Source organism: Photobacterium damselae (assembly GCF_003026815.1).
GTDB classification, from domain to species: domain Bacteria; phylum Pseudomonadota; class Gammaproteobacteria; order Enterobacterales; family Vibrionaceae; genus Photobacterium; species Photobacterium damselae.
In genome coordinates, this window is the sequence record NZ_PYOG01000007.1 from 44,762 (window position 1) to 70,308 (window position 25,547).

At 41.0% G+C, this 25,547-nt stretch carries 8 protein-coding genes; 4 read left to right on the plus strand and 4 right to left on the minus strand.

Annotated features, from left to right (window positions below; genetic code table 11):
• Window positions 1-103: 103 nt before the first annotated feature.
• Window positions 104-2,269, plus strand: coding sequence for a YccS family putative transporter (gene yccS, locus CTN07_RS08845; RefSeq protein WP_005298573.1), 2,166 nt, complete (start codon window positions 104-106; stop codon window positions 2,267-2,269).
• Between the two features lie 118 nt (window positions 2,270-2,387).
• Here yccS and torC read toward each other — a convergent pair whose 3' ends face one another.
• Window positions 2,388-3,557, minus strand: coding sequence for a pentaheme c-type cytochrome TorC (gene torC / locus CTN07_RS08850; protein WP_036763521.1), 1,170 nt, complete (start codon window positions 3,555-3,557; stop codon window positions 2,388-2,390).
• A gap of 707 nt (window positions 3,558-4,264) precedes the next feature.
• Between torC and CTN07_RS08855 the strand changes: the two genes are divergently transcribed.
• On the plus strand, window positions 4,265-6,907 hold the full coding sequence (locus tag CTN07_RS08855) for a molybdopterin-dependent oxidoreductase (protein ID WP_005298569.1): 2,643 nt from the start codon (window positions 4,265-4,267) through the stop codon (window positions 6,905-6,907).
• 171 nt (window positions 6,908-7,078) lie between these two features.
• On the opposite strand, the gene CTN07_RS08860 is transcribed toward CTN07_RS08855, so the two are convergent.
• Together CTN07_RS08860 and CTN07_RS08865 are read right to left on the minus strand one after the other, a co-directional pair.
• Complete coding sequence (locus CTN07_RS08860) at window positions 7,079-7,498, minus strand: GNAT family N-acetyltransferase (protein WP_005298567.1); 420 nt, start codon at window positions 7,496-7,498, stop codon at window positions 7,079-7,081.
• Window positions 7,499-7,570: 72 nt separating this feature from the next.
• A complete protein-coding gene (locus CTN07_RS08865; RefSeq protein WP_005298565.1) occupies window positions 7,571-9,829 on the minus strand; it encodes a peptidase U32 family protein in 2,259 nt (752 codons plus the stop codon).
• Window positions 9,830-10,140: 311 nt separating this feature from the next.
• On the opposite strand from CTN07_RS08865, the gene CTN07_RS08870 reads away from it, so the two are divergent.
• Window positions 10,141-10,338 carry a hypothetical protein gene (locus CTN07_RS08870; protein WP_005298563.1) on the plus strand — a complete coding sequence of 66 codons (198 nt, stop codon included), beginning with the start codon at window positions 10,141-10,143 and terminating at the stop codon, window positions 10,336-10,338.
• 69 nt (window positions 10,339-10,407) lie between these two features.
• A complete protein-coding gene (locus CTN07_RS08875; protein ID WP_005298560.1) occupies window positions 10,408-10,992 on the plus strand; it encodes a cytochrome b/b6 domain-containing protein in 585 nt (194 codons plus the stop codon).
• 62 nt (window positions 10,993-11,054) lie between these two features.
• Here CTN07_RS08875 and CTN07_RS08880 read toward each other — a convergent pair whose 3' ends face one another.
• Complete coding sequence (locus CTN07_RS08880; RefSeq protein WP_005298557.1) at window positions 11,055-25,505, minus strand: retention module-containing protein; 14,451 nt, start codon at window positions 25,503-25,505, stop codon at window positions 11,055-11,057.
• Window positions 25,506-25,547 lie beyond the last annotated feature (42 nt).

Below are 25,547 nucleotides of genomic sequence, written 5' to 3' on the forward strand. Positions count from 1 at the left end.
CGGAAGTTTGATATGTTTTAACACAGTTTTTATATCAAAATTGTGCTTTAGCTTTATTCTAACGGCAAGGTCGCCATTTTTTATCAGAAGATTGTTAATCTCTATGCAAACTCGTCACTTACATTTTACTCTCAGACGTTATTGGGCCAACGATCGGATCAATTACTGTATCCGTGTACTCATCGCCATGATCGGAGTGGTGTTTCCCTGTTGGTATCTCAACGCCACCAGCGAAGTTACCCCTTTAATTTTAGGTATTATAGCTGCCGCGCTTGCCGAAACAGACGATAATCTAACTGGTCGACTCAAAGCCCTTGCAACCACGCTTATTTGTTTCTTAGTGGCTTCCGTCTCAATTGAAGTTCTCTTTGACTACCCCATTTTTTTTGCTCTGGGCCTGTTTAGCTCCACCTTTGGTTTCATTATGTTAGGGGCCATGGGGCCGCGTTATGCCAGCATTGCCTTTGCCTCTTTGCTGCTGGCGGTTTATACTATGCTAGGAGCCGATTCCAGTGTCAACTTATGGTACCAGCCTATGCTGTTGCTCGGAGGGGCATTTTGGTATGGTTTACTGTCGTTAGCGTGGCACATTTTGTGGCCTAATCAACCCGTTCAACAAAACTTAGCTCATGTTTTTTCTCAACTTGCGACTTATCTAGATAGTAAAAGCCAACTGTTTGAGCCTATTGCCGATCTTCAACCACAGCCATTACGCCTTGATGCAGCTCATAACAACGCAAAAGTGGTTGCCGCACTCAATGGAGCTAAAGCAACTCTCTTACATCGCGCACGCAGAGGACAACCGCACACTACAGGCGATCGTTTTCTTAAAATTTACTTTATGGCGCAAGATATTCATGAACGAGTCAGCTCTTCTCATTATCGTTATCAAGACCTTGCAGCGACGTTTCAACGTAGTGATGTATTGTTTCGTTTTCAACGTTTGCTACGAGCACAAGCAATGGCCTGTCGCGGTATTGCAAAAGCTCTCGCAATAGGGAAACCTTATCAACATCTGGAAATTACCGAAAAAACCTTAGATGAACTCCGAGAGTCTATCAACTATTTAAAAGCACAAAACAACCCTCAGTGGCGACTACTTTTAACCCAGTTAGACTATCTTTTTAGTAACTTAGCAACGGTAGAACGCCAATTGGCCAATATCAGCAACCCAGATGCTACGGTAACCGATGAAACAGAATTGGCTGATAACGAGGCCCACAGTATTCCTGATTTATGGCGTCGAATTACCAGCCAACTCAATCCCCAATCTCTGCTATTTCGTCACGCACTTCGCATGGCAATTGCATTAACGGTCGGATATGGCTGCATTCAATTTCTCCATTTAGAACGAGGGTATTGGATTTTGCTGACCACCCTCTTTGTTTGTCAGCCTAACTACAGTGCAACGAGACAGAAACTGGTTCAACGCGTTATTGGTACTCTTGGGGGCTTACTGGCTGGAATTCCACTGCTTTATCTCTTTCCCGGCCAAGAAGGTCAACTGGTACTGATGATCTTAGCGGGTGTATTGTTCTTTGCTTTTCGTATGGTGCGATACGATTTGGCTACCGCATTTATCACTCTACTGGTGCTCTTTTGCTTTAACCAGTTAGGAGAAGGCTTTGCTGTTATTTTACCGCGTTTGGGCGATACGTTACTGGGATGCTTCTTAGCCGTTATTGCGGTTTCTTATATTTTTCCAGACTGGGAATCCCATCGACTACATAAAGTCATGGCCAGCTCAGTTAACGCCAATCGTGAATATTTAGGACAAATCATTGCACAATATCGTCTTGGTAAACGAGACTGCCTAAACTATCGAGTCGCTCGCCGTAATGCACATAATACAGATGCGCAATTAAGCACCGCTATTAGCAATATGTTGGCAGAACCTGGACGATATCGAATGGCGACCAATGAAAGCTTTCGATTTTTAACCTTAAATCATGCCATGCTGAGTTACATTTCAGCGCTTGGTGCTCATAGAACTCAACTAGAAGATAATGAAACTTATCATTTAGTATCTCAAGCTTATCGTTCTATTAATGAACATTTGGAATCTCTGACATTGCAATTAGAACAAAATAAACCGATGGCGATGCCAGAAACGGATTCAGCTCTAGAGCAAAGCCTTAGCCAGTGGCGAGATGATGATTGCGAGTCAACAAAAATGGTTTTACAGCAATTACACTTAATTCAGCGTATGTTGCCAGAACTGCACTCATTAACAAACAAACTCACTGTTCGTACTAATATATCTAAGTAACGAACATACTGTGTTTAAATAAAAAAGAGCCCGCATACGGTTTAAGTTATGCGGGCTCTTTAGTGAGATGAAGAGAATAAATATCGACTGTCCCTCTCTATCTATTCTCTACTTTTCTTTACTTAGTCGCAGTTTGTGCTGCTTGCTCTGAATCTTTTGCATGTAGCTGAAGATATTTAAGTAGCACACGTTCTTCATTCTTATTTAAGATAAAGTACTGACGCATTGAATTTAGGCTACCAATCCACTCATTTGCAGTAAGATGAGATGGTTTAGGTGCTGCGTGACACTGACTACAGCTATCTTGGTACATATTCTCAGCATAAGTCCATAGCGGTTTAAGTGTTGCGATCATACCTTTTTGAGCGATCCAAGCGGTCACTTCAACATGATCCCATTTAGCACCGTCTTTTGCTGTTTCAGTAGCAATAACCTTCTGAGTTTTCTGAAGTTCAGGCTCAAGAGCAGCAACAACAATCTTCTTACCCATCTCTTGCATTAACATATTCGCCGTTGGACCTTGTTGTGCCCAACCAGAAATTTGAATTTGCAGTTCATCGCCTTGGCGATCAAGTACTTTCACTTCAGATGCAGGGAACAACTGACCTTGTGCTGAACTTGAACCTTTAGCTGCAAATAATTGCTTAGAAGTAATCGCATACAAGTTATTAGCACGAGGTGCGGTTTCTGCACTTGCACTTAACTGTGTAAACTCGGCTTGGAAACCATTCTTCATATGAGGAAGTTGGTGCACGATACCTTTGTGGCACTCGATACAGTTCATATCTTTTGCGGCTGCTGGAGTCATTGCAGCGGCTGCAGCTGGTGACTGTTTCGCGTGATCCATCGCAGAATAAGCGTGACATGATTTACAAGGTGCAGAATTAGTTGCTTTCATCATTTTCCACACATCTTCTGCCATGCGTAGACGATTTGCTTCAAATTTAGCAGGGGTATCAATATCTTTACTAACAAATTCGCTGTAAATATCACCTAAACCACCCATTTTTGCTTTCATAAAGTCAATTGGATTATTTTCAGGAATATGACAGTCACGACATTCAGCTCGAACACCATAAGCGTTTTTATAGTGAAGTGAGGTTTTATATTCGATGTAGTTCTGCTTCATAGAGTGACATGAAGTACAAAACTCATTGGTTGATGTAAATTCAATTGTTTCGTGGAAAGTGAATACACCTGCAAGTGTTATTAAAATAAAAACAATCGCAATCGCTAATACCGAATAGCGACTACTTGGTTTAGTTAAAAAATGCCAAAACTTCTTCATCGGAAATCCAAAAAATGAGAGGGACAATATTTAAAGGAACTCAGAGCTATCTAAAATAATAAATTGATACTTATATTTAGACTGCTATTTAGCACTAAAAACCCTAAAAATAGTGTCGATAAAAAATTTTGGCTCAAACTAACATTCTTATATTAATGAGACAAATGCATTTATTCACATATATACATATTCAGTTCATATGCAAAAATATAACCCCAATATCAATTCAAATAATTTAGAAATCAGCTCACATTGATGCCACAAGATATACCAAATTATCATTAATTATGAAAAAGATCTTTTCATATTTGCAAGCCAGATAATGATTATCACTTACAACCAACATTTTTAATTAACTGTTTTTGTTGAAAAATTTATAATACAAATCAAATTCAATTTAAAACAATAAGCAAAAAAAAACAATCATTTAACATTACCTATTCATTACAATAATATTCATAGTCACTTCTCGCTTAAATATTCCTGTATTATTGAATGGTTATTTATTAGTAAGTTATTATTTTTGAAAAATTACATTGCAAATAGCATCTGTAGTGGAAGCATATTTCAGTGTAGCCTAATGCAAATTTCATCTTTATAACGATATTAATTTAAGCGTTGATTTTTTGGACTAAAACTTCAAATATCTAGTTCATTTATTTGGTTTGTTTTCATTTAACGCTTGCTTATCTATTTAGGTATACGCCATGTCATTATCACGTCGTAATTTCCTAAAGGGATCGGTAGCCACGGCCATTGCTGCTAATGGTCTAACCCTTTTCCCTGCTGGCAAAATTTTCGCATCAGACACACAAGTTATTCCATCTGCAACTCACTACGGTCCATTTAACGCTGTTGTTAAAAATGGTAAATTAATTGGTGTTCAACCAGTTAATGATATCGACCCATTCCCAACTGAGATGCTAACTAAGGGTATTATCAGTCGTACCTTCGACGATACTCGTATCAAATACCCTATGGTGCGTAAATCATTAGTGGAAGATCCATTAGGCGATCACAACCCACATTTACGTGGTAAAGAACCATTTGTACGTGTTAGCTGGGATACAGCAATTGCCCTAACCTCTTACTGTATTGCGCGCACTATCGAAAAACATGGTAACGAAGCGGTATTTAGCTCATCTTACGGTGGTTGGTCTCACGCAGGTCTAAACCGTCCCCAAACTTTACAAGGCCGTTTCTTCAACCTAATTGGTGGTCAAAGCTCATGTGCTGGTGACTACTCTGCTGGCGCATCCGGCGTTATCCTTCCTCACGTTATTGGTGATATGGAAGTTTACTCACCACAAACAGCTTGGAAAGTTATCGAAGAAAATACTGAACTTGTTCTGTTTGTTGGTTGTGACCCATGGAAAACAAACCGTATTGAATTCCGTGTTGCGGATCACTCAATGCAAAAACACTGGGAAGCGTTCAAGGAAAAAGGCGTTAAGTTTATTTCCATCAACCCACAAAAGACCCAGACAGATAAAGCGCTTGGCAGTGATATGATCAACATCCGTCCAAATACGGATACTGCGTTATTTTCTGCAATGTCTTACTACTTAGTTAAGAATAACAAGCATGACCAAGCTTATATTGATAAGTACACGGTAGGTTTTGACAAATACCTTGATTACTTAAACGGCACAACCGACGGTACTGAAAAGACACCTGAGTGGGCAGCTGAAATTACGGGTATTCCAGCAGAACAAATCACCGCTCTTGCTGATCTTTGTATGTCTAAGCGTACTCAGATTGCAGCAGGTTGGGCACTACAACGTGCAGACCACGGTGAAATGATCCACTGGGCTATTATCAACTTTGCTTCAATCATGGGTAAAATTGGTAAACCAGGCCAAGGCGCAGGCTTTAGTTTCCACTATGGTAACGGCGGTACGGCTCAATCTGGTAAACGTATGCCAATTGGTCTATCACAAGGTCGTAACCCTGTGACTAAGATTTGTCCGGTAGTTATGATCTCAGATATGCTAAATAACCCAGGCAAAGCTTATACTCGTGATGGTTCAAACCTAACGCTACCAAATGCCAAACTTATCTATAATGCGGGTAACAACTTACTGTCTCACCAGCAAGATACTAATGAACTAATTCAAGCTCTAAATAACAATATTGATACGGTTATTTGTCAGGACGCTTGGTGGTGTGCTTCTGCAAAATACGCAGATATCGTGTTACCAGCAACGACAACTCTTGAGCGCGATGACATCACTTCTGGTGGTACATACAGCAACAACAAGATCTACGCAATGCGTAAAGTGATCGAACCTGTTGGTGAAAGCTTAGACGATTATGAGATCTTCTCTCGTCTTGCCTTTATGTTTAACGTTCATGATAAATATACTGAAGGTAAAACATACTTCCAGCACATTAAGTCATCTTATGAAGCATCAGACGCAACAGAAGATTTCGATACTTTCTGGAAAAATGGTGTGACTCACCTATCAACACCAGAAGAAGCGAACAATTGGACACGTCATGGTGATTTCTATAAAGATCCTGAAGCGCATCCTCTTCATACTAAGTCTGGTAAGATCGAACTATTCTGTGAAACCGTGGCCTCTTTCAAAGCTGAAGGCTGTCCTGGTATGCCACAGTGGATCCCACCATTTGAATGGCTAGGTAATGCAAAAGAAGGCCAAGTACACGTACTAAGTCCACACCCATGGATGCGTCTACACTCACAAATGGCAAATGCTGATGTAAATAGCTACGAATCAGTTCAAGGTCGTCAGATGGTTCTGATGAACAAAGAAGATGCGGCAGCTCACGGCATTAAAGATGGCGATCTTGTTGAAGTATATAATGAACGTGGTGCATTAATTGGTGGTGCTAAACTGACTGATGAAGCAATGCGTGGTGTTATTTACATTCACGAAGGTGCATGGCTACAGCTAGATAGCAAAGGTCGTTGTAACTCAGGCTCTATCAACATGCTAACATCAAGTAAGCCATGTAGTGGTCTAAGTGATGCAACCAGTGCAAACACCTGTTTAGCATACTTTAAGAAGTGTACCGATCCAGAATCACCAAACGAAGCGTACCAACCACCTAAGATTGTTAAGACTGAAGCACAAGTTGACCTATGGGCACTACAACTAGGTAAACGCATTAAAGCGGTTGCTGCAGCTGAAGGTCCTGAGCAATCTCCTGGTGAGAAGATGTACTACAGCAGTTGTACTCTATGTCACGCGGCACCGCACCCAAGCGACTTTACCTACAAGCAGTGGAAAGGTATTACTAATAGTATGTTCCCTCGTGCTGGCTTAAATGAGAAAGACCGTAAGCTTGTCTTAGATTTCTTAAAAGAGCATGCAAAGAAAGGCTAAGTTCACCGTTCATTGATTCGTTTGGTTAAATGCCAAAGATAAACAAAGGAGTTCTTCGGAGCTCCTTTTTTGATCTTATGCAGTATTCACAACCTAAAAAAATAGCAGCCCAATCAAGGCTGCTATTTTAATAAGAATGTCTTTAATGAGAACTTTGGTTACTGGGTGAGATTAGAACTTTTGTACCATCGCTTGATGCGGAATATTTGCTTCCATAAATTCATCACCAACAGGTAAAAATCCCAGTTTACGGTAGAAATCAATGGCATGAGTCTGAGCACCTAAATCGACCTCGGGATACCCTTGCTGCTTGGCAAACTCAACCAACGTTGAGACTACTTTTGCGCCAAGGCCTCGGCCACGAGCCGCTTTTATTATTGCGATACGTCCAATATGGCCATCAGATAGAATACGCCCAGTCCCCAATGCAACACCATCTTCCACAACAAGAACATGTGCAGCTTGATCGTCTAAACCATCAAATTCAATTTCAGGATCAATACATTGTTCTTTGATAAAGACGTCATCACGAACTTGGCGAATTAACTCGCTGTATTGATGGTCAAATGCCACCATTTTAATTTCTAACATGATTTCCCTGTGTGCTTCTTGCTCTGATAAATATCAACCAATGAATAAGGCTTGTACAATAAAATTATCCAGTTACAAACCTTTCTTATATTGATGATGAATTGTCCCGATAAGACCTGACTCTAATTGCTCTTGAGCTGTCATATCACCTTGAATATAACGACTAAACAGATTGACTAAAGTTGGCTTATCCAGATTCACCTGTGTTTCTGTTTTAATATCACGTAAATCAATCATAAAGCGAGTAAATTTATCAGGAAAATCAGTGACCGCAGATAAATTCATATAGTTCTGCTGACTATAAAGCGCATTGTGTGTACCCCGTTGCTTATCGAGTACAAATGAAGCCTCTTTTAAGCTTAAAATAGAGGCTGATTTATCACATTTACGTAAGCACTTATTATCGAATCGCTTTTTCTTACATCCCACAGTTTGATGGAACAGGCACTGGCGGCTCATTAACATCATCAATGGGTGATAAATGCTGTAATACAATTCGAAATTCTCAGGACACACCATAGGATTAATCTGCTTACGATTGATCTCATTAGAGATAAACGCACCCTTAGCTTTAAACTCATCAGCAATACATTGAAGACTGAATGAGTTGGTAATATTAAGGTAAGGTCCTGCGATCCAATCAATTTCATGCTGATAGGCAACATAAGCAATACCGTTATTGTTCGTCACCAATTGCTGAGGTTTAACTCGTTCAATAAACTCAACGGCAGCTTGGTAATTTTCACCAATTAAAATAGCTGGGAACCATGGAATCAAATGAGGATTTTGTTCAAACAGTGCCACCAGCGTTTCCAATTCCATCGAAAGCCCCTCTGGCATTGCATAATACAGCGCAACTTCATCACCATGACCCAGAGTCACATCTTTTGGTTCTGAGATCAGTACAGCCAGTTTAGGCGCTATTCCCGTAGGCTTACGATGATTAACCATATTACGCGGCTTAGGTGGCTCTATCGGTGCAACAATGGCAACATTACCATTTAAACGGTAACCCATTTGATCTTTTAGCTGAGCTAGTTCTGCAAATGGTACCGACAGTGCTTCATTTAAACCTTTCGTATTAAATTCAACAATCTCAAACTCCCCTTCATTGGCTAAACTCTGGAATCGTTTTTCCAACATATCATGGGTCAAAGTTTGCTTATTTGAGTCTCGAAGTACAGAATCTGAGCACAGAACAAAATGATGATTTGGTGTCGTCACCGAGATCGATAATGGCTCACCTTCTTGCCCCGTTAGTACGATTGTCAGAGGTAATGAGCTAACATCCATATTGGCAGTTACTTGTTCAACGGTTTGAATGATCTCTGTTTTATCATCATAGAGTTTCTGCTTTACACCGTTGATCGTTTCTGGCGTTGTACACTGATACACTTTAGTAAAATGCGTCACGGCATTATCACGAGGGTTATCAATAAACATATTCTTATTGATATCGCCTTGCAGATAAGAGCTAGAAAAATCACGGTTAAATACGGTATACAGTGATTTAGTATCAGTAAGCAGTGGTTGCTGATTCAGATAACGATCAATTTGCTGTCGCCACTGATCGACAACTGTATAAACATAGTGAGATTTCTTAATGCGTCCTTCTACTTTTAGCGAGTACACGCCAGCATCCGCTAGCTCTGCCATATTAGAAAACGCTGAGTTATCTTTTAAGTTTAAAGGAAAATCTTTACCCGCAGCCGTCGTTTGGTACTGATCACGACACGGCTGACTACAACGCCCACGGTTACCTGAATTACCATTTTTCACCGAACTGATATAACACAATCCAGAGAAACCGATACAGTAGGAGCCATGAACAAACACTTCCATAAGTACATCATGTTGATGACCAAATTGAGCCAAGTGTTTAATCTCATTAATGTTTAATTCACGAGATAGATTCACTCGGCTGGCTTGTAGCTGCTTTAAAAACAGAATTTGACCATCATTATGCGTATTGATCTGCGTTGAAGCGTGAATATCTAGTGTAGGGAAACGTTCTTTGATGATCGAGAACAGGCCTAAATCTTGTAGGATTACACCATCAACCTTGGTATTAACCAGTTTGTTTAGTAAACGAATAACCGCAGGAATTTCACTGTCTAGCACCACAATATTTAGGGTTAGAAAGATCTTACAATGATTCTTATGAGCCAAACGAATGATGCCGCTTAGCACATCAAAGGTGAGATTGGTGGCTCGGTTCCGGGCATTAAAACTATCTAAGCCACAATAAATTGCATCAGCTCCTGCAGCAATCGCAGCTTTAATGGAGTCTAAATCACCACCAGGCGCTAATAATTCAAATTTATTCTGCATTACAATCTCACCACATTTTCGTTGTTATGTTTTCGGATGCGCTATTCTACGCAGGATACGATGTTCAGTCCAATTACGTGAGAGTCATCACACTTCCTATCTCATTTAAGCTGCCATAATTTAAATATCAATCTTTACCTTGTTTGTAAGCCAAGAGATTCTCACTAAACCTTTTTCTAGTAACTAACTGGGGTACAAATATAAATTTATGGCATTCATCAAAATTATTAGTTGCCAAAACATACTGTTTGCGCATTAATAACAACAGTTACTTTATAAATCATACAAAAAGATCGAAGAGGCCTGATTTTATGACTCAAACTCACGAACTGACACAACAAGAAAAAGACGCTATCGAAGAGCTGGCGATTAATCGTGTAAATTATATGAACAGTGATCAGGTCTTGGTTGAAGCTATTGACCAGAAAGTACACAACATGGAAGAGCATCTAAAAGCGTATTTTCATGAACGCTTCCAGTTCCATCACACAAAAGCACAACAAAACTGATATCCCAGCCTTTAGCTCCTTATTGCTAAAGGCTTTTTTATAAAAAATAATAAAATAAGAAGAGAAGCAATGATGAGTTGGTTACACGGTTTTTACCGCTATATAAAACACTACTTTCCAAATGTTGGCTTGCGCCATTTACACACAACACTCGCGACTTTGATTATCTTACAAATACTCAATAGTAATTTAATCCACATGACTCATGATGGCATTTTAAAAGAAGGTCCCTTTGCAACGCTTTTCTTGTGGTTCCATATCTGTATTGGCCTATTAGCGGTCTTTGCTACCATTGGTATGATCGTGTTCATGCTAACAAAGCAATCTTTTCGCCAATTTTTTCCCTACCTCTTTGGCGATAATGAAGTCTTAAAAGACGATATCAAACAGTTAATGAAAGGTAAGCTTCCAGAACCTAGAGAAAAAGGACTGGGTAATATCATCCAGGGCTTGGGTATTGGTGCTCTTATTCTAATTGAAGCCGCTGCTCTTATTTGGTTAGCTCTTTGGGTTAGTCATTCACCGTACGCTAATGAATTCCGTGAATTACATAAAACGTTCACAGGCTTAATTGAAGTGTATCTGGTTGGACATGGTGGTATGGCATTACTTCACTTTATTGTTGAACGTAAACGATTTATGACTAATGACTAAGTAACTGGCTATATACCCAATCCAACCTCGAATATAAATGTTGGATTGGGTTTCTAACATGATTAACTGTCACTAAAGACCTGTTGATTAAACATTGCCGTTAGCAAATCAGCACTGCTTGCACTTCCCGTTAAGCCTAAATCTGCCGCTTGGATATTTTCTAATTCAATCTGTTGGGACTGGCCATTTGTTGCAGTGACATCCATTACCACTTCTCCATTACTGGCATCGGCAACCACATTTGCTAATAGATCATCTAATGTTACCCCATCTCCATTCGGATCATCTAAAATATCAGCGATATCTATGCTATCTACACCTAATTCAAAATCGGTAACGGTGTCGATAAAGCCAGATAGATCAGCCAATTGCCAGTCGAAAGCGTCATCTCCCTCGCCACCAGTTAAAATGTCATTTCCTAAACCACCACGGAGCACATCATTGCCAGCTCCAGCCTGTAAAATATCATTTTGATCACTGCCAACTAAGGTCTTATCTCCACTACCATCCACAACTAAATTACCATCAACAGCCGTCGAGGCACTAGCATCAATAGTAGTATCACTCGTTGGTTGTAAATGAACATCAAGTGTTAAATTATCAATCGATTGTTCTGTTTCACCATTAATACTCGATTGAGCTGTAATCATCAATTGAGATGAACCTTGGGGTAAATCTTTAACATGTAATTGATCTAATTGACTGGCTGGAACTTCTATTACATCCATCGAAATTGGCGTTCCGATAGGACTTCCTTGGCTATTAACGATTGACGCCCCATTCAGCCCTGAGACTAAAATACTTAATTCATCAGATACCGGATTTGCAACCGCAGCCATAATACCTAGCAAAGGAATTAAAACCCCAACAGAGCTTTGAATAACGGCTGTTTGTGGTGTAGTAAAAGAGATGGTTGGAATATCAGGCTTGGCTTGAATGATAACGGGAATAGTTTTGGTATCGGTTTCGCTACTGGCTCCAGTATTACCTTGGTCATCAACAAAAACCGTAATGGTATCCGTGCCAAAATAATCTGTATCTGCAGTATATTCAACTTGAGCCAATGCTTGATTAAGTGCGGTTAACTCTCCTTCTAGCTGTATACCACCTGATAGTTGAGTAATGGTTACACCATTTGATGCCGGAACAAATAATGCCCCATGATCGGCTCGTAGCGTCATGATAAGAGCACCACTGCCAGCATCAATATCATCCACACTGAGCCCGACAACTTGGGTCGAGATATCTTCATCAACCGTTAATGTCGAAGGAACAGTCAATACCGGAGGGTCATTAATCGGGGTGATGGTAATTGGAATGGTATCGGTATCACTCAACGGACCAGGATCCCCCAAATTACCATTATCATTGGTCGTCATCACCAAAGCATCATTACCAAAGTAGTGGTTATCGGGAGTGTACTGCACACCATCTACTTGACTAAATAGCAGATTAATATCAGTTAACGAACCTGATAGTGTTACCTTCGTACTATCGTTATCAACAATACTGACTCCTGCTTGAGATGCTAAAGAGATAATACCTTGCAAAACAGTGAGCTGAACCGTCATTAACCCACTGCCTGAATCAGGGTCAGAAATACTCAAACCCGTTATCGATAATGCAGCATTTTCATCAGTCGTTAATGCCGTAGGATAATGATTAACAGGAGGATCATTTATGGGTTTAACTTCAATTTGAAAATTATCAATATCCTCTAACGGTCCGGGATCCCCTGTATTGCCATTATCATTGGTGGTCATTGTAATGGTATCCAGTCCATTAAAATCAAGATCACCTTGATAATTAATACCTTGAGTCAAAGCGGCATTAATCGCATCTAATGAACCTTCTATTGTGATGCTTGCGGAACCATCCCCTGTTACTGAAACCCCAGAGCTATTCACAATCGAAATCGTTCCTGACTGTGCTGACAAAGTCACCCTCATATTGCCTGTTCCTTCATTAGCATCAACATCACTAATTCTGAGGCTGTTAATAAGCAATGGGGTATCTTCATTTACACTAAGTGGAGAGCTCGGTACTGTGTTTATTGGTGCATCATTTTCAGGGGTAATATGCAATGTGATAGGTTGGTTAATAGCCAGAGCATCAACGGCTGGGACTCCGTTATCTACTGCTCGAATATTAAAATCTAAAACAATCTCACCATTAGCATCAACTGGATTAAAGACGAGATCATCCAGATCACTGCTCGCAACGGTAAGAACCCAAGAACCATCACCTTGTTTTACCGCACTGCCATTATTTGGCGCATCAAATGTACTGGAGTCAGGCACATTGGTCACTACGATCAATAGCGTTTCTGGTGGGTTTTCTATCACATTACCAACAGGTGGAACCACACTGTCACTATCATCTCTGGCCTGTAATTTTAAGGATATATCAATAGGGCTGTTCTCTTTCCCTTGATATTCAGTGGTGATATCTGAATCGACTCGGTCAGCAATGGGCTCTATATTAAAATTAAGTTGAGTACTTTGCTCTTTAACATCTGGCAATAAATCTTCTTTGGTATAAACCGTTAAATTAATATCAAGCGTTCCGCTAAAATCTTTCGGTGGCACCAGCGACACACCTGCCAGCGTGCCCGTTTGTTGACCTGAAGGAATGGCAATAGACCACTCTCCACCACCTAAATTTTGAGCTGGTGCCGTTAATGTAAAACCATCTGGGATGTCAGTTAACTTAACTGATACAATCGTCTCAGAACCATCGATATCCTCCATAGAAAAGCCAATACTGCCTAAGGAAATACCGTTAGTTTGATCTTCATTACCTGAGATCACTGCTTGGTCACCAGTAAAGATCACCTGATCATTAACGGGAATAATATCAAAGCTTACCGTTGCGTTTACCGTACCGATATCTTGCGCTGTTGGCGGCGATGTTAGTGTGTAGTCAACGTTATCTTCAATGGTACCGGCAACACTGATATCAACAGAGCCACTATAATCCTGATGAGGCTTAAATAAGATGTCACCAAAACCGGCTGACGGTACGGTAATAGTTTGAACTTCACTTAGATTACCGCTGCCATCATCTTGTAAGAAGGACCCTTTAGTGATATCAACGGTGAGCACCGCTTGAGTCATGGTTTCCAAACCTTCGGCCGTACTGGTGCTAATATCTGCAAGAGAAGAGCTTAAATCAAGTTGAATAATCCCGTCTTCATATGCTTGATTTGGAATAATAACTTCTGGCTTTCCAGTTTCATCTGTTGGAAATTTATCACTGTCCAAACCTTGAGTTTCCACAACCCCAATGTCCAAACTTGGTGCTCCTACAGGAGGAACATCGACAATCGGAGCTATTCTCACCGTCACAGGCAAATCTTTTAGCTCTGTATCACCGCTGTTTTTATCTGTTGTTACAATACGAGCATTAAACTGAAAATCACCTGCATAATCTTCAGGTAAATTTAACGAAATAGAGTTCAAATTGACGGACCCCGTCACCCCATTATCAATGATATCCGTACTCCAAACATACTCGCCTTTAACAAAGTCAAAACGCATCCCATTTATTGATGCACCATTAGGTAAGTCACTACTAGCGATAACAATCGACAGAACATCATTAGCCTGATCGTGATCGTTTGCTCCAATAACTAAATAGTCATCTAACTGTTCACCCAAATTAACTGTTTTATCTTCATCTCCGGTGATAACAAAATCGATAGGATCAGTACTGATATCTCCTGCCATATCTGGAGAAGAGGAAGTATTCGGTGAGAAATCGAGAGTAATGGTGTCATTGAAAACCACTAAATTACTCACATCGCCTTCACCATTATCGCCTAAATCCTGTACTTCAGCCCAAATCGTAACATCAACAATTTTATCAAAACCATTTGGAGCTATAATTTTGAGATTACTTAATTCAGAAGCAGTTACTGTCCAATCACCTTTACCATCATTGGTCCCACCAATAACCACAAAGTCATCATTTATTGGCGTGCCATCGGTGGCTGTATCAGGAAAATCAATCACAACTTCATAAATAACTTCATGACTTTGATTTTCGATAACAGTTGAATCAAGTGCTTTAGAAAAACTTAATTGACCTTGAGACTGAGCACCTGAGGAAAGGTCAATGACACCATCTGTTGTACTGGTAATATTAGTAATAACCGTTCCATTATCCGTAACTTGAAGCTCACCATCTGGTTCAACGACAGCTTGGATATCAACGGTTAATGTTCCTGTTATCTCTTTTGTTGCAGTAGGCTCACCATCATTGTCTGTTTGTTCTATGGTTAGTATCGAATGAAACGTTACGTCTCTATCTGAATTATCAGGAGCCCGAATTTGAAGCAAACTGCCCGACTGAAGAGCATTCACTTGCAAAGGCGTTAATGTGACAGCCCCACTCACTAAAGATAATGGTGAACCATCGATTAATAGCTGATAGTCACTTGGAACATCTTTAAATTGAATACCCACAATATGTTCTTGGTTATCAACAAATCCTTGCGCAGTACCAGGCTTCCAATTGACCGTATTATTTTGATCCTCAAAAGCATGGCCTGAGGTGGTAATAGAGTAATCCCCCGCATCAATTACTGGGGCAATATTAATCAAAATATCACGTTCAAAGGTTTTTACATCACCGTCATCTTCAGTTACAACTACGCGTGCTTTTAGCGGTATGTCTTCTGTGCTGTGTTGTGGGGGAACTACTTCTATATTGGCAAGCGAAGCAATGGAAACTTCATACATTGGATTGCCATGGCTATCGACACCTGCATAAACAAGGGAAGTGCTATCACCAGTTTTATCTCGCAGAGTAACCCCGACAGGAATATCGTAAATCACCATACTGAGTGATTCAGAATGATCGATTGGCTGACGTAAAGGTATTTCACCTGTTATTACGTCAAAATCGAGCGTTGCTGTCGTGTCTTCTAAAATGAGCGTTTCGATTCCTTTATCTGGCGTATTATCAATAAATGCCCATTCCCCAATATCCAGAACACCATTGCCGTTAGGATCGATATCGATCACCACACTGGGAATATCTGATACGCCTTTCAAGGCAACTTCGATTGGTTTAGCTGGAGTAATAAATATATCTTGCGCTGGATTTAAGAGGCCCGAAGGATCGGTTAACGTGGCGTCATCTTTAACGACACCTTGCACGGTAAAAGAAAAATCTAAGTTACTCTCAGGTGTAGGTTTTAGAAATGCATTTCCCAATTCACTATAGAGAATTTCATAAACTCCAGAGCCTGGTGTTAACTCTGCAACCTCGACGCCATTTAGTAATAATTCACCATCAATAGGAAGATCAGAAAAACGTAAATACAACGTCTCGGAACCGTCAGTATCTACGGTATTGGCTAAAGTAATATGGCCAGATAACGCTATCAGCTCATCTTCTAACGATTCAACCCGAGTTACTTTTAATGTTGTGGAATCGGCAATCGGTTCTACGTTAATTACAATCTCTTTTACAATAGAGTCTGCAGTGCGCTGACCAGAAACATAAACGTGTTTTTCTTTACTTTCGGCCACAACTTCAAGCTTAATATCACCACTAAATTGGTCATTAGGATTTACAGTCACTGAATGAATATGCTTTGCCGCAATTTTATATTGGTTATTTCCTAAATCTGAAATCCCCGTACCTTCCAGCACACCATTAATATTGCCATTACTATCAGGTACCATAGTAATAATATAAGAAAGTGTCTCGGACCCATCCGTATCATTTAAATTGGCTTTTAGCTGCAGGGCAACATTAGCATCATCTTCAGCAACCGAGTAATGCGTTATTGTCTGAGCATCATCCCATGTAGGTACATCAGCAATTCCTTCCACCGTGATAGTAAAACTGGCAGTTTGTGTTGGGTGATCTTGAGCGGCTCCGGATGTTGTTCCCACAGTGATCGCAATGTCGTAGTTCAGATCACCATTAATCGTTGAGAAATCAGCATTCGGGATAAAACTAACACCCACTAATTGATAATTCACACCGTCACTACTGATAAAAGCTGAAGGTGGTACAACATATGACAGACCATCAGAGCTCAGCGCTAATGGCGATCCATTGTAATAAAAGATGCCATGAACGGTCGCGGGTATGGGTATGAGAGCAGTATCAATAAACTCGCCACGATCATCATCACCAATACTGATTTGTACATCAATAGGCTCACCAATAGCAGGATTAAGTAAGCTTTCATCAGGATCAGGGTGACGCCCCTCATCTTCATAGGCAATGACAGGGCTGGTCACAATCACAACTGGGTCTTGGTCGCTAATAGTTAAGGTAATATTACGTAATTCTGTATCACCATCGCCATCGGTTACTCGATACTGCACAACATGTGTTAGAACCTCATCAATATGCTTGATATGGGGCTCGGGTTCAAAAGAAACTTCTCCTGTAGCTTGGATGGCTAAAGCACCAAGTAACTGCCCCGTATCATCATGAATATCGAAATAATTAATACCAGAGCTTGTTAATGCATGCTCTTGATTAAGATCGATGATAGCAACCACTTTTGCGCCATCAGCCCCTTCGCCAGCAACAGAAAGTACATCTTGTTGATTCGTTGCGCTGTCTCCTTCTGTGATAGAAAAACTAATATTTTCTCCATTTGGCAGATCATCAACGATAGTAACAGGTAAGGTAACATGTGCACTAAGATCGTTATCCGCATCAACGGCTTGTACAGGTAACCGAACCGTTAACTCATCAGCCCCTTGCAGTGGGTGATCAATTGCACCTAACAAGGTAAATTGATAGTGGCCAAGTGTTGAAAGCGAAACGGTAAAGATAACCCGACCACCTGCTACTCCCTGATATTGACCACTGCCCAAATCTTGCAGTAAAACGGGCTCTCCTTGGCTTTTAACATGGGTATTATCAGAAGAAAACTGTTTATTATCAAAGAGGTAGTTAATGACAGCATCACTTCCTTCTTTTACCGCTACTATACCGCTAGCCGTTTGTTCTGGTTGATTTGGCGTTGACCCTTGGTGATTAGCTCCCCCGCTATCAATATCACTTTCTTCCACTTTAAGAGGTTCTGTTGAAATAATCTGAGGGAAAACACCATCATTAATTGTGACGGAAACAGGAATGGCATTGGTCAACCAATCTTGATCGGTATCTTGAATTTGTAATTGCAGATCAATCACTATCTGCTCACCATTAACACTCACAAATCCAGAACTATCGGCGGTTTGGTTATGATTTAGAGGCTGATATTGTCTAACCGTTACCGATACATCTGCATCCAATCCATTTACACTATTGGTGGCCGTTAGTACTAACTCAAGATAGGTATCAGTCCCTAGCGAACCAATAAGAGTCGATGTGGCAGCATCATAGTGATAGCTTAATATTTGCCCATTTGACGTTACATCATTGGTCAGTTCATTAAGTAAACTGGCAAGCTGACTTGATGCTATCGTTATTGAGTTTGGCTCCAACCGATCAATACCCGCACTTACCGTTAACTGAGCAGTATCAGAAACGGGATAACCATCTATGCTTCCTCTTATTTCACTCAGGCTACCTTCCGTAATATCCAGACTTTGATCTCCTGTAACAGAGCCATCAGAATCAGTACCATCAGAAATAATAATTTGTAACAAACCATCGGTAACAGTGACATCATCATCCTTGTCAGTAGCAATAACGGCGAGGCTCAACTCTGTCGTATCAGAGGTATTTGTTTGGTCTAACGGTTGAGTTTGCACAATTTGATAACCGCCATCAGTTTGTACCGTAACCGTCAATACAGTAATAGAGGGATTATCTTTTCTTACTAAAGTCAGTTGGTTATCCACCACTTGATACTGAGTAGAGTAGCCATGACTGGTTAACCCATCTAAACTTGGTTGCTTGGTGGCAAAAACCAAAGATGCAATAACATCACTACCGATATTTAGACCAATCGCACCATCAGCAGTGCCTACTTCCACTAAAGTTGTGCCAGGATCCGTTGTAAATTGAGGTATATCACCATCATCAATGCGAACGGTAATATCTAAAGGGTGTGATAGCGGATCACCATCGGTATCAAACAATTGCAGAGGCATGTCGAACGCGATTTCAGTACCATTTGCCGTTACATAACTACCGCTATAAGGAAGATGATCAAGCGGAAGATGTTGCTCTAAATGATATAGAACTTGAACATTGCTGTTGTCTTGCGTTGGTGTAATGGTTAGGGCAAATACCAATTGACTCGTACTGACCGCGTTAGCCTGCCATGTCATCTCTCCCGTGGCACTATCTTGAGTAAAGGTTACCGATAAGGCATCACCTTGGGAGGTGAGTTGTTCTAATTCTTGGATGATCTGGTTTTTCAAACTGGCATCAATGGCTAATGAACTGGCAACTAAGTCATCATCGGTTGCCAACAACACCCACTTTTTCTCTATTTGCACCGGGTATTGTTGTGTTGACGGACCAATTTCAGGTGGTACTAAATCACCTTCAACAACCATCATATCGCCCGTTGTCCCGTCAGGATTTTCTCCATCGGTAATTTCTAACGATAAGGTGGACACTTTACTTCTATCGCCATCAAAATCGATCACATCAACCGCTAAATCGATGTGAATTTTATTGCTACCTGCAGGCTCATCCAACGGTAAATACTGTTTGATGACATAACGTCCATCATCAGCGATCTCTAACGACAATACCGGGGTTGTGGTACCTAAAAGAACCAATGTCATTTGATTGGGATGACTGGCATCGAACAGTACTTCGGTTGCTTGGCCGTTACTGGTTAATCCTGCAAATGCGTTTTGAGGATCATTAAATTCAACCGTTTTTATCTGATCGCTATTGGTATTAACGGTCAATTGCCCTGTAATTTCTTGAACTTGAGGGTTTTGTGGATCGTAACTTTCTGTCCAAGCAATATTGCGCCCCACAATACTCGGTGGCTCACCATCTTGTAAAATAACCTGCGCGGTTGCGGGTACATCAAGAAAATCATCATCACTATCGTGGCACTGAAAAGGAATGTCTATGGTGATGGCATCATCGGTAACTTGAACATATTGGCCTCCGGCATACACATTAGGATCGTGATCCAGCGGCAAATGTTGTTCGGCAGCGACCGTTAATTCTACCCCCAGCCCACCACCAGAAGTACTCACTGCGGTTGGCGTTAGCGTAACGGTTAATACCGTTTGGTTTTGACTATCAACGCCGGTTAATAACACACTGTATGGGGAAGATATACTGCTTACCGTAAAGGTTAGAGCTAAACCTGAAGCGGTTAATTGCTCCAACTCAGCCACCAATAACGCTACTTGCCTGCTATCGATGACGACGCTATCTGGCACCAAATCATCATTTAAAGCGGGGATTGTTACCGAACCTTGACCTTGTGTTGGGTAGGTCATTGGATCGAGGTCGCCCTCTTGATTAACGGCCTGAGCGATCAACCCTTGTCCATCAGGATTGATACCATCCAATATTCCTATCAATAGATGACCAACATTACTGGTGTCATCGTCTTTATCTGTCACCGTCACATCGAGTGATAACTCGGTTAGGTTGGTCGTTGGGTCTTGATCTATAGGATGATACTGAGTCAGGCTGTAACTGCCATCAATGGCTAAAGTCACATCAAATACGGTTTGCTCAGCCGTGGTTGCCGTTGCGGGAATATAGACGGTCAGGACATTACCCGAGACTCTAAAATCAGTTTGGTGACCATTACTGGTAAGCCCTTGTAAACTGGCTTGATCTAACAAGAAGTTAGCATGGTCTATTTTATCACTGCCAACAATAACATTGATTTGCCCAGTAACGGTTTGAGTCGCAAGTGTTTCAGTAATAAGAGTCTGAGCACCATCTTGCAGCACAGGATCATTTCCATCCAAGATATCGATAACTAACTCACCGATATTGCTTTGGTCATTATCTTTATCTGTCGCCTGAACCTGTAAACTAAGCGAGATCAGGTCTGTGACAGTTGGCTGATTTAGGGGCAAGAACTGATCGACTTGATAGGTACCAGCCTTATCTATGGTCACTGTCAGCACATTAGCATCACTACCAACAACCTTAAGTGCTAACTCATTATCTGTAACGGTAAAATACGTTGCCTCATCATTGCTTAATAAACCTTGTAAGCTGGGTTGATCAGATAGAAAAATTAATTTCGCAATCTCATCACTGCCGACATTCAGTCCAGCAGAGCCTGTTGTTGAACCAATTTCCGTTAACTGAGTACCACCGCCAGGAGCAAAATGGGGAATATCACCATCATCAATGCGAACGGTAATATCTAAAGGGTGCGCCAGCGGATCACCATCGGTATCAAATAATTGAAAAGGCATATCGAACGCGATTTCAGTACCATTTGCTACCACATAACTACCGCTATAAGGGAGATGATCAAGTGGAAGGTGTTGCTCTAAATGATATAGAACTTGAACACTACTGTTGTCTTGCGTTGGCGTAATGGTTAGGGCAAATACCAATTGACTCGTACTGACAGCGTTAGCCTGCCATGTCATCTCTCCCGTGGCACTATCTTGAGTAAAGGTTACCGATAAGGCATCACCTTGGGAGGTGAGTTGTTCTAATTCTTGGATGATCTGGTTTTTCAAACCGGCATCAATGGCTAATAAACTGGCAACCAAGTCATCATCGGTTGCCAACAACACCCACTTTTTCTCTATTTGCACCGGGTATTGTTGTGTTGACGGACCAATTTCAGGCGGTACCAAATCACCTTCAACAACCATCATATCGCCCGTTATCCCGTCAGGGTTTTCTCCATCGGTAATTTCTAACGATATAGTGGACGCTTTACTTCTATCGCCATCAAAATCGATCACATCAACTGCTAAATCGATGTGAATTTTATTGCTACCAGCAGGCTCATCTAACGGTAAATACTGTTTGATGATATAACGTCCATCATCGGCAATCTCTAACGACAATACCGGGGTTGTGGTACCTAAAAGAACCAATGTCATTTGATTGGGATGACTGGCATCGAACAGTACTTCGGTTGCTTGGCCGTTACTGGTTAATCCTACAAACGCGTTTTGAGGGTCATTAAATTCAACCGTTTTTATCTGATCGCTATTGGTATCAACGGTCAATTGCCCTGTAATTTCTTGAACTTGAGGATTTTGTGGATCGTAACTTTCTGTCCAAGCAATATTGCGCCCAACAATACTCGGTGGATCACCATCTCGTAAAATAACCTGCGCGGTTGCGGGTACATCCAGAAAATCATCATCACTGTCGTGGCACTGAACAGGAATGTCTATGGTGATGGCATCATCGGTGACTTGAACATATTGGCCTCCGGCATACACATTAGGGTCGTGATCCAGTGGCAAATGTTGTTCGGCAGCGACCGTTAATTCTACCCCCAGCCCACCACCAGAAGTATTCACTGCGGTTGGCGTTAGCGTAACGGTTAATACCGTTTGGTTTTGACTATCAACGCCAGTTAATAACACACTGTATGGGGAGGATGTACTGCTTACCGTAAAGGTTAGAGCTAAACCTGAAGCGGTTAATTGCTCCAACTCAGCCACCAATAACGCTACTTGCCTGCTATCGATGACGACGCTATCTGGCACCAAATCATCATTTAAAGCGGGGATTGTTACCGAACCTTGACCTTGTGTTGGGTAGGTCATTGGATCGAGGTCGCCCTCTTGATTAACGGCCTGAGCGATCAACCCTTGTCCATCAGGATTGATACCATCCAATATTCCTATCAATAGATGACCAACATTACTGGTGTCATCGTCTTTATCTGTCACCGTCACATCCAGTGATAACTCGGTTAGGTTGGTCGTTGGGTCTTGATCTATAGGATGATACTGAGTCAGGCTGTAACTGCCATCAATGGCTAAAGTCACATCAAATACGGTTTGCTCAGCCGTGGTTGCCGTTGCGGGAATATAGACGGTCAGAACATTACCCGAGACTCTAAAATCAGTTTGGTGACCATTACTGGTAAGCCCTTGTAAACTGGCTTGATCTAACAAGAAGTTAGCATGGTCTATTTTATCACTGCCAACAATAACATTGATTTGCCCAGTAACGGTTTGAGTCGCAAGTGTTTCAGTAATAAGAGTCTGAGCACCATCTTGCAGCACAGGATCATTTCCGTCCAAGATATCGATAACTAACTCACCGATATTGCTTTGGTCATCATCAAAATCTGTCGCTTGTACCGATAAAATAAGTTGTTCAAGATTCGTATCTGTAGGCTGATTAAGAGGAAGATACTGGTTAACGGTATAACGTCCATCAAGATCAATTTCTACAGTAAGAACGGTTTGCTGACTCCCCTCTACTTTCAATGAAAGCTTATTTGCCACAACCTCATAATAGGTAGGAAGACTATTACTTAATAATCCATCTAAACTACTCTGTTGCGGTAAGAAATCCAGCGTCTTTAATGCATCACTACCAAGATCTATGGCCAGAGATCCATTCCCTCGAACTGGTTGGGTACTGTTATCTAAAGGATCGGTGATTGATATACTTGATGATGCTGCAAGTTGTGGTGCCATACCATCTTGTATGGTGACATCAAGCTGCGCCGGTTTTTGTAATACATCACCGTCTGTCGTGGTTGCTTGTAGTGACAACGAAAAATTCAGTAACTCACCATTCATAGTCAGGTGCTGAGTGCCTAACCCTGCTGGCAATTCATCAATTGGGATATTCTGCTCAATCGATACATTCACCGTGATATTTAAAATATCGCTCTGACTTGGAGTTAAAACTAACTTTAATGCTGGCTGCCCAGTTTCAAGCAGACCTGTCAGTGTCAGTTGCCCAGATGGTAATTCAACAACAGAAAACTGCAGCGATTGTCCTGCACTGGTTAGCAAATTAAGCTCATCCAGTAATGAATTAAGATCAGATTCAACAAAATGAAGGGTATTAGCAAGTAAGCGGTCAAAACCGGCATCTATAACAAAAGAGGATTGATTTGAAACAGGATATTGCTCTGCTACTACTGCGCTATCGAGATCCCCCTCAGTTAAAATAATATCTCCAGTATTACCGCCAGGAGGAGCATTACTGTCTTCAATAATAACGGTTATTGTGCCGATATTACTGTTATCACCGTCGAAGTCCGTAACAAAATAGTTCAGAGGTAAGATAAGATCAGCTAACGTTTCTGATTGATCCACAGGAAAATAGGATGTCACCACATAATCACCTGAGGTTTGTAACTCAACCGTCAGTATTAAGGTATCGGGATGATCAACATAACTTAGTGCCACTCGGTTACCTTCCACTTGATATTGAGTGGCGAGCCCTTCACTGGTAATCCCAACTAAGCTTGGTTGTAACTCTGAAAATGCAATTGAAGCAATATTATCACTGCCAATATCAATGTGAGTAACCCCTGAGACACTATGAGCCGTTAAACTTTCCTCAATTCTAACCGTGCTATCGCTTGAAACATTGGGCAATACACCATCATTGATAATCCCTTCTATGGCTAGACTATTAAGCGGCGCATTATTGCCAACATCATATATTTCAATATCAAATAAAATTCTTAGCTGTTGCTCTGTAATTGAAATAAACGAAGAATCTATCTTATCTCGATGATCTATTGGCATTTGTTGATTAATGGTCAACGTAACATTAGCATCGATACCATTATTGGCTTGTGAGGCAGCTAAAACAAAGCGAATCACTTCATTTCCATCAACTGTACCCACCAGCGATTGAAAATCAGTATCATAGCTAAATATTACTTTTTGTTGGCTCGATGTGATTGTTTGATTGAGTAAATTCAGTAATTGTCCCCGACTTTCTGGCGCAAATTGAACCGATTCAGGGTTTAAAGGGAGAGAACCCGCGTCAACCAAGAGTATGGTCGATGCTGTAATAGGGTACGTTTTAGGTTCCAGATCACCTTCAGTTAATTCAATAGCACCAGACTCACCGCCTTCAGATGGAAAGTAAACCTCTGGATCATCATCAAAAGCCTGAGCTTGGGGTTGATAGTACGTTTCAAAACCCGCTTCAGCTAATAGTTGGTCATTATCATATTGAATTTCAACATCACCTGTATTGGCGGCGTGTTCACTGATATTTACACTAGAGTCGCTACCTGCATCTGGTGGCGTAAAAGCTTGAGTAGGATCTTTACCTTCTAAAACTAAATTAAAAAACTTTTGAATATCTAAATTGATTTTAGGTGCTTCGTTAAGGGCCTCATTTTCAATCAAGACATCAAAAGGCAACGTAAAACCAATTCCTGTTAAATCAACAAAAAGGTTAGGAGAGTTTGACTGAGCGATAATCGCCGCAACGCTATGAGGCTCAATCACATAAAAGTCATGACCAACAAGGACACTAATATTCGCATCATCAGCAGTAATAACAACTTCACCTGGGTAAAGTATTTGCCCACCAATAACAGGTTCTAGTTTCCCTCGCCCATCATAACTGTATGCATTTCCATTTACACCCACGACAATAATGGGCTTATCAACCTCAACCCTAAACATATCAACCCCGATTATATCAATAATGATTCGCTGCAAAGTTAA

Excerpts from the sequence above, each read along its gene's own strand:
- torC (WP_036763521.1), bottom strand. The coding sequence starts at position 3,557 with ATGAAGAAGTTTTGGCATTTTTTAACTAAACCAAGTAGTCGCTATTCG.
- yccS (WP_005298573.1), top strand. The coding sequence starts at position 104 with ATGCAAACTCGTCACTTACATTTTACTCTCAGACGTTATTGGGCCAAC.
- CTN07_RS08865 (WP_005298565.1), bottom strand. The coding sequence starts at position 9,829 with ATGCAGAATAAATTTGAATTATTAGCGCCTGGTGGTGATTTAGACTCC.
- CTN07_RS08855 (WP_005298569.1), top strand. The coding sequence starts at position 4,265 with ATGTCATTATCACGTCGTAATTTCCTAAAGGGATCGGTAGCCACGGCC.
- CTN07_RS08870 (WP_005298563.1), top strand. The coding sequence starts at position 10,141 with ATGACTCAAACTCACGAACTGACACAACAAGAAAAAGACGCTATCGAA.
- CTN07_RS08875 (WP_005298560.1), top strand. The coding sequence starts at position 10,408 with ATGATGAGTTGGTTACACGGTTTTTACCGCTATATAAAACACTACTTT.
- CTN07_RS08860 (WP_005298567.1), bottom strand. The coding sequence starts at position 7,498 with ATGTTAGAAATTAAAATGGTGGCATTTGACCATCAATACAGCGAGTTA.
- CTN07_RS08880 (WP_005298557.1), bottom strand. The coding sequence starts at position 25,505 with ATGTTTAGGGTTGAGGTTGATAAGCCCATTATTGTCGTGGGTGTAAAT.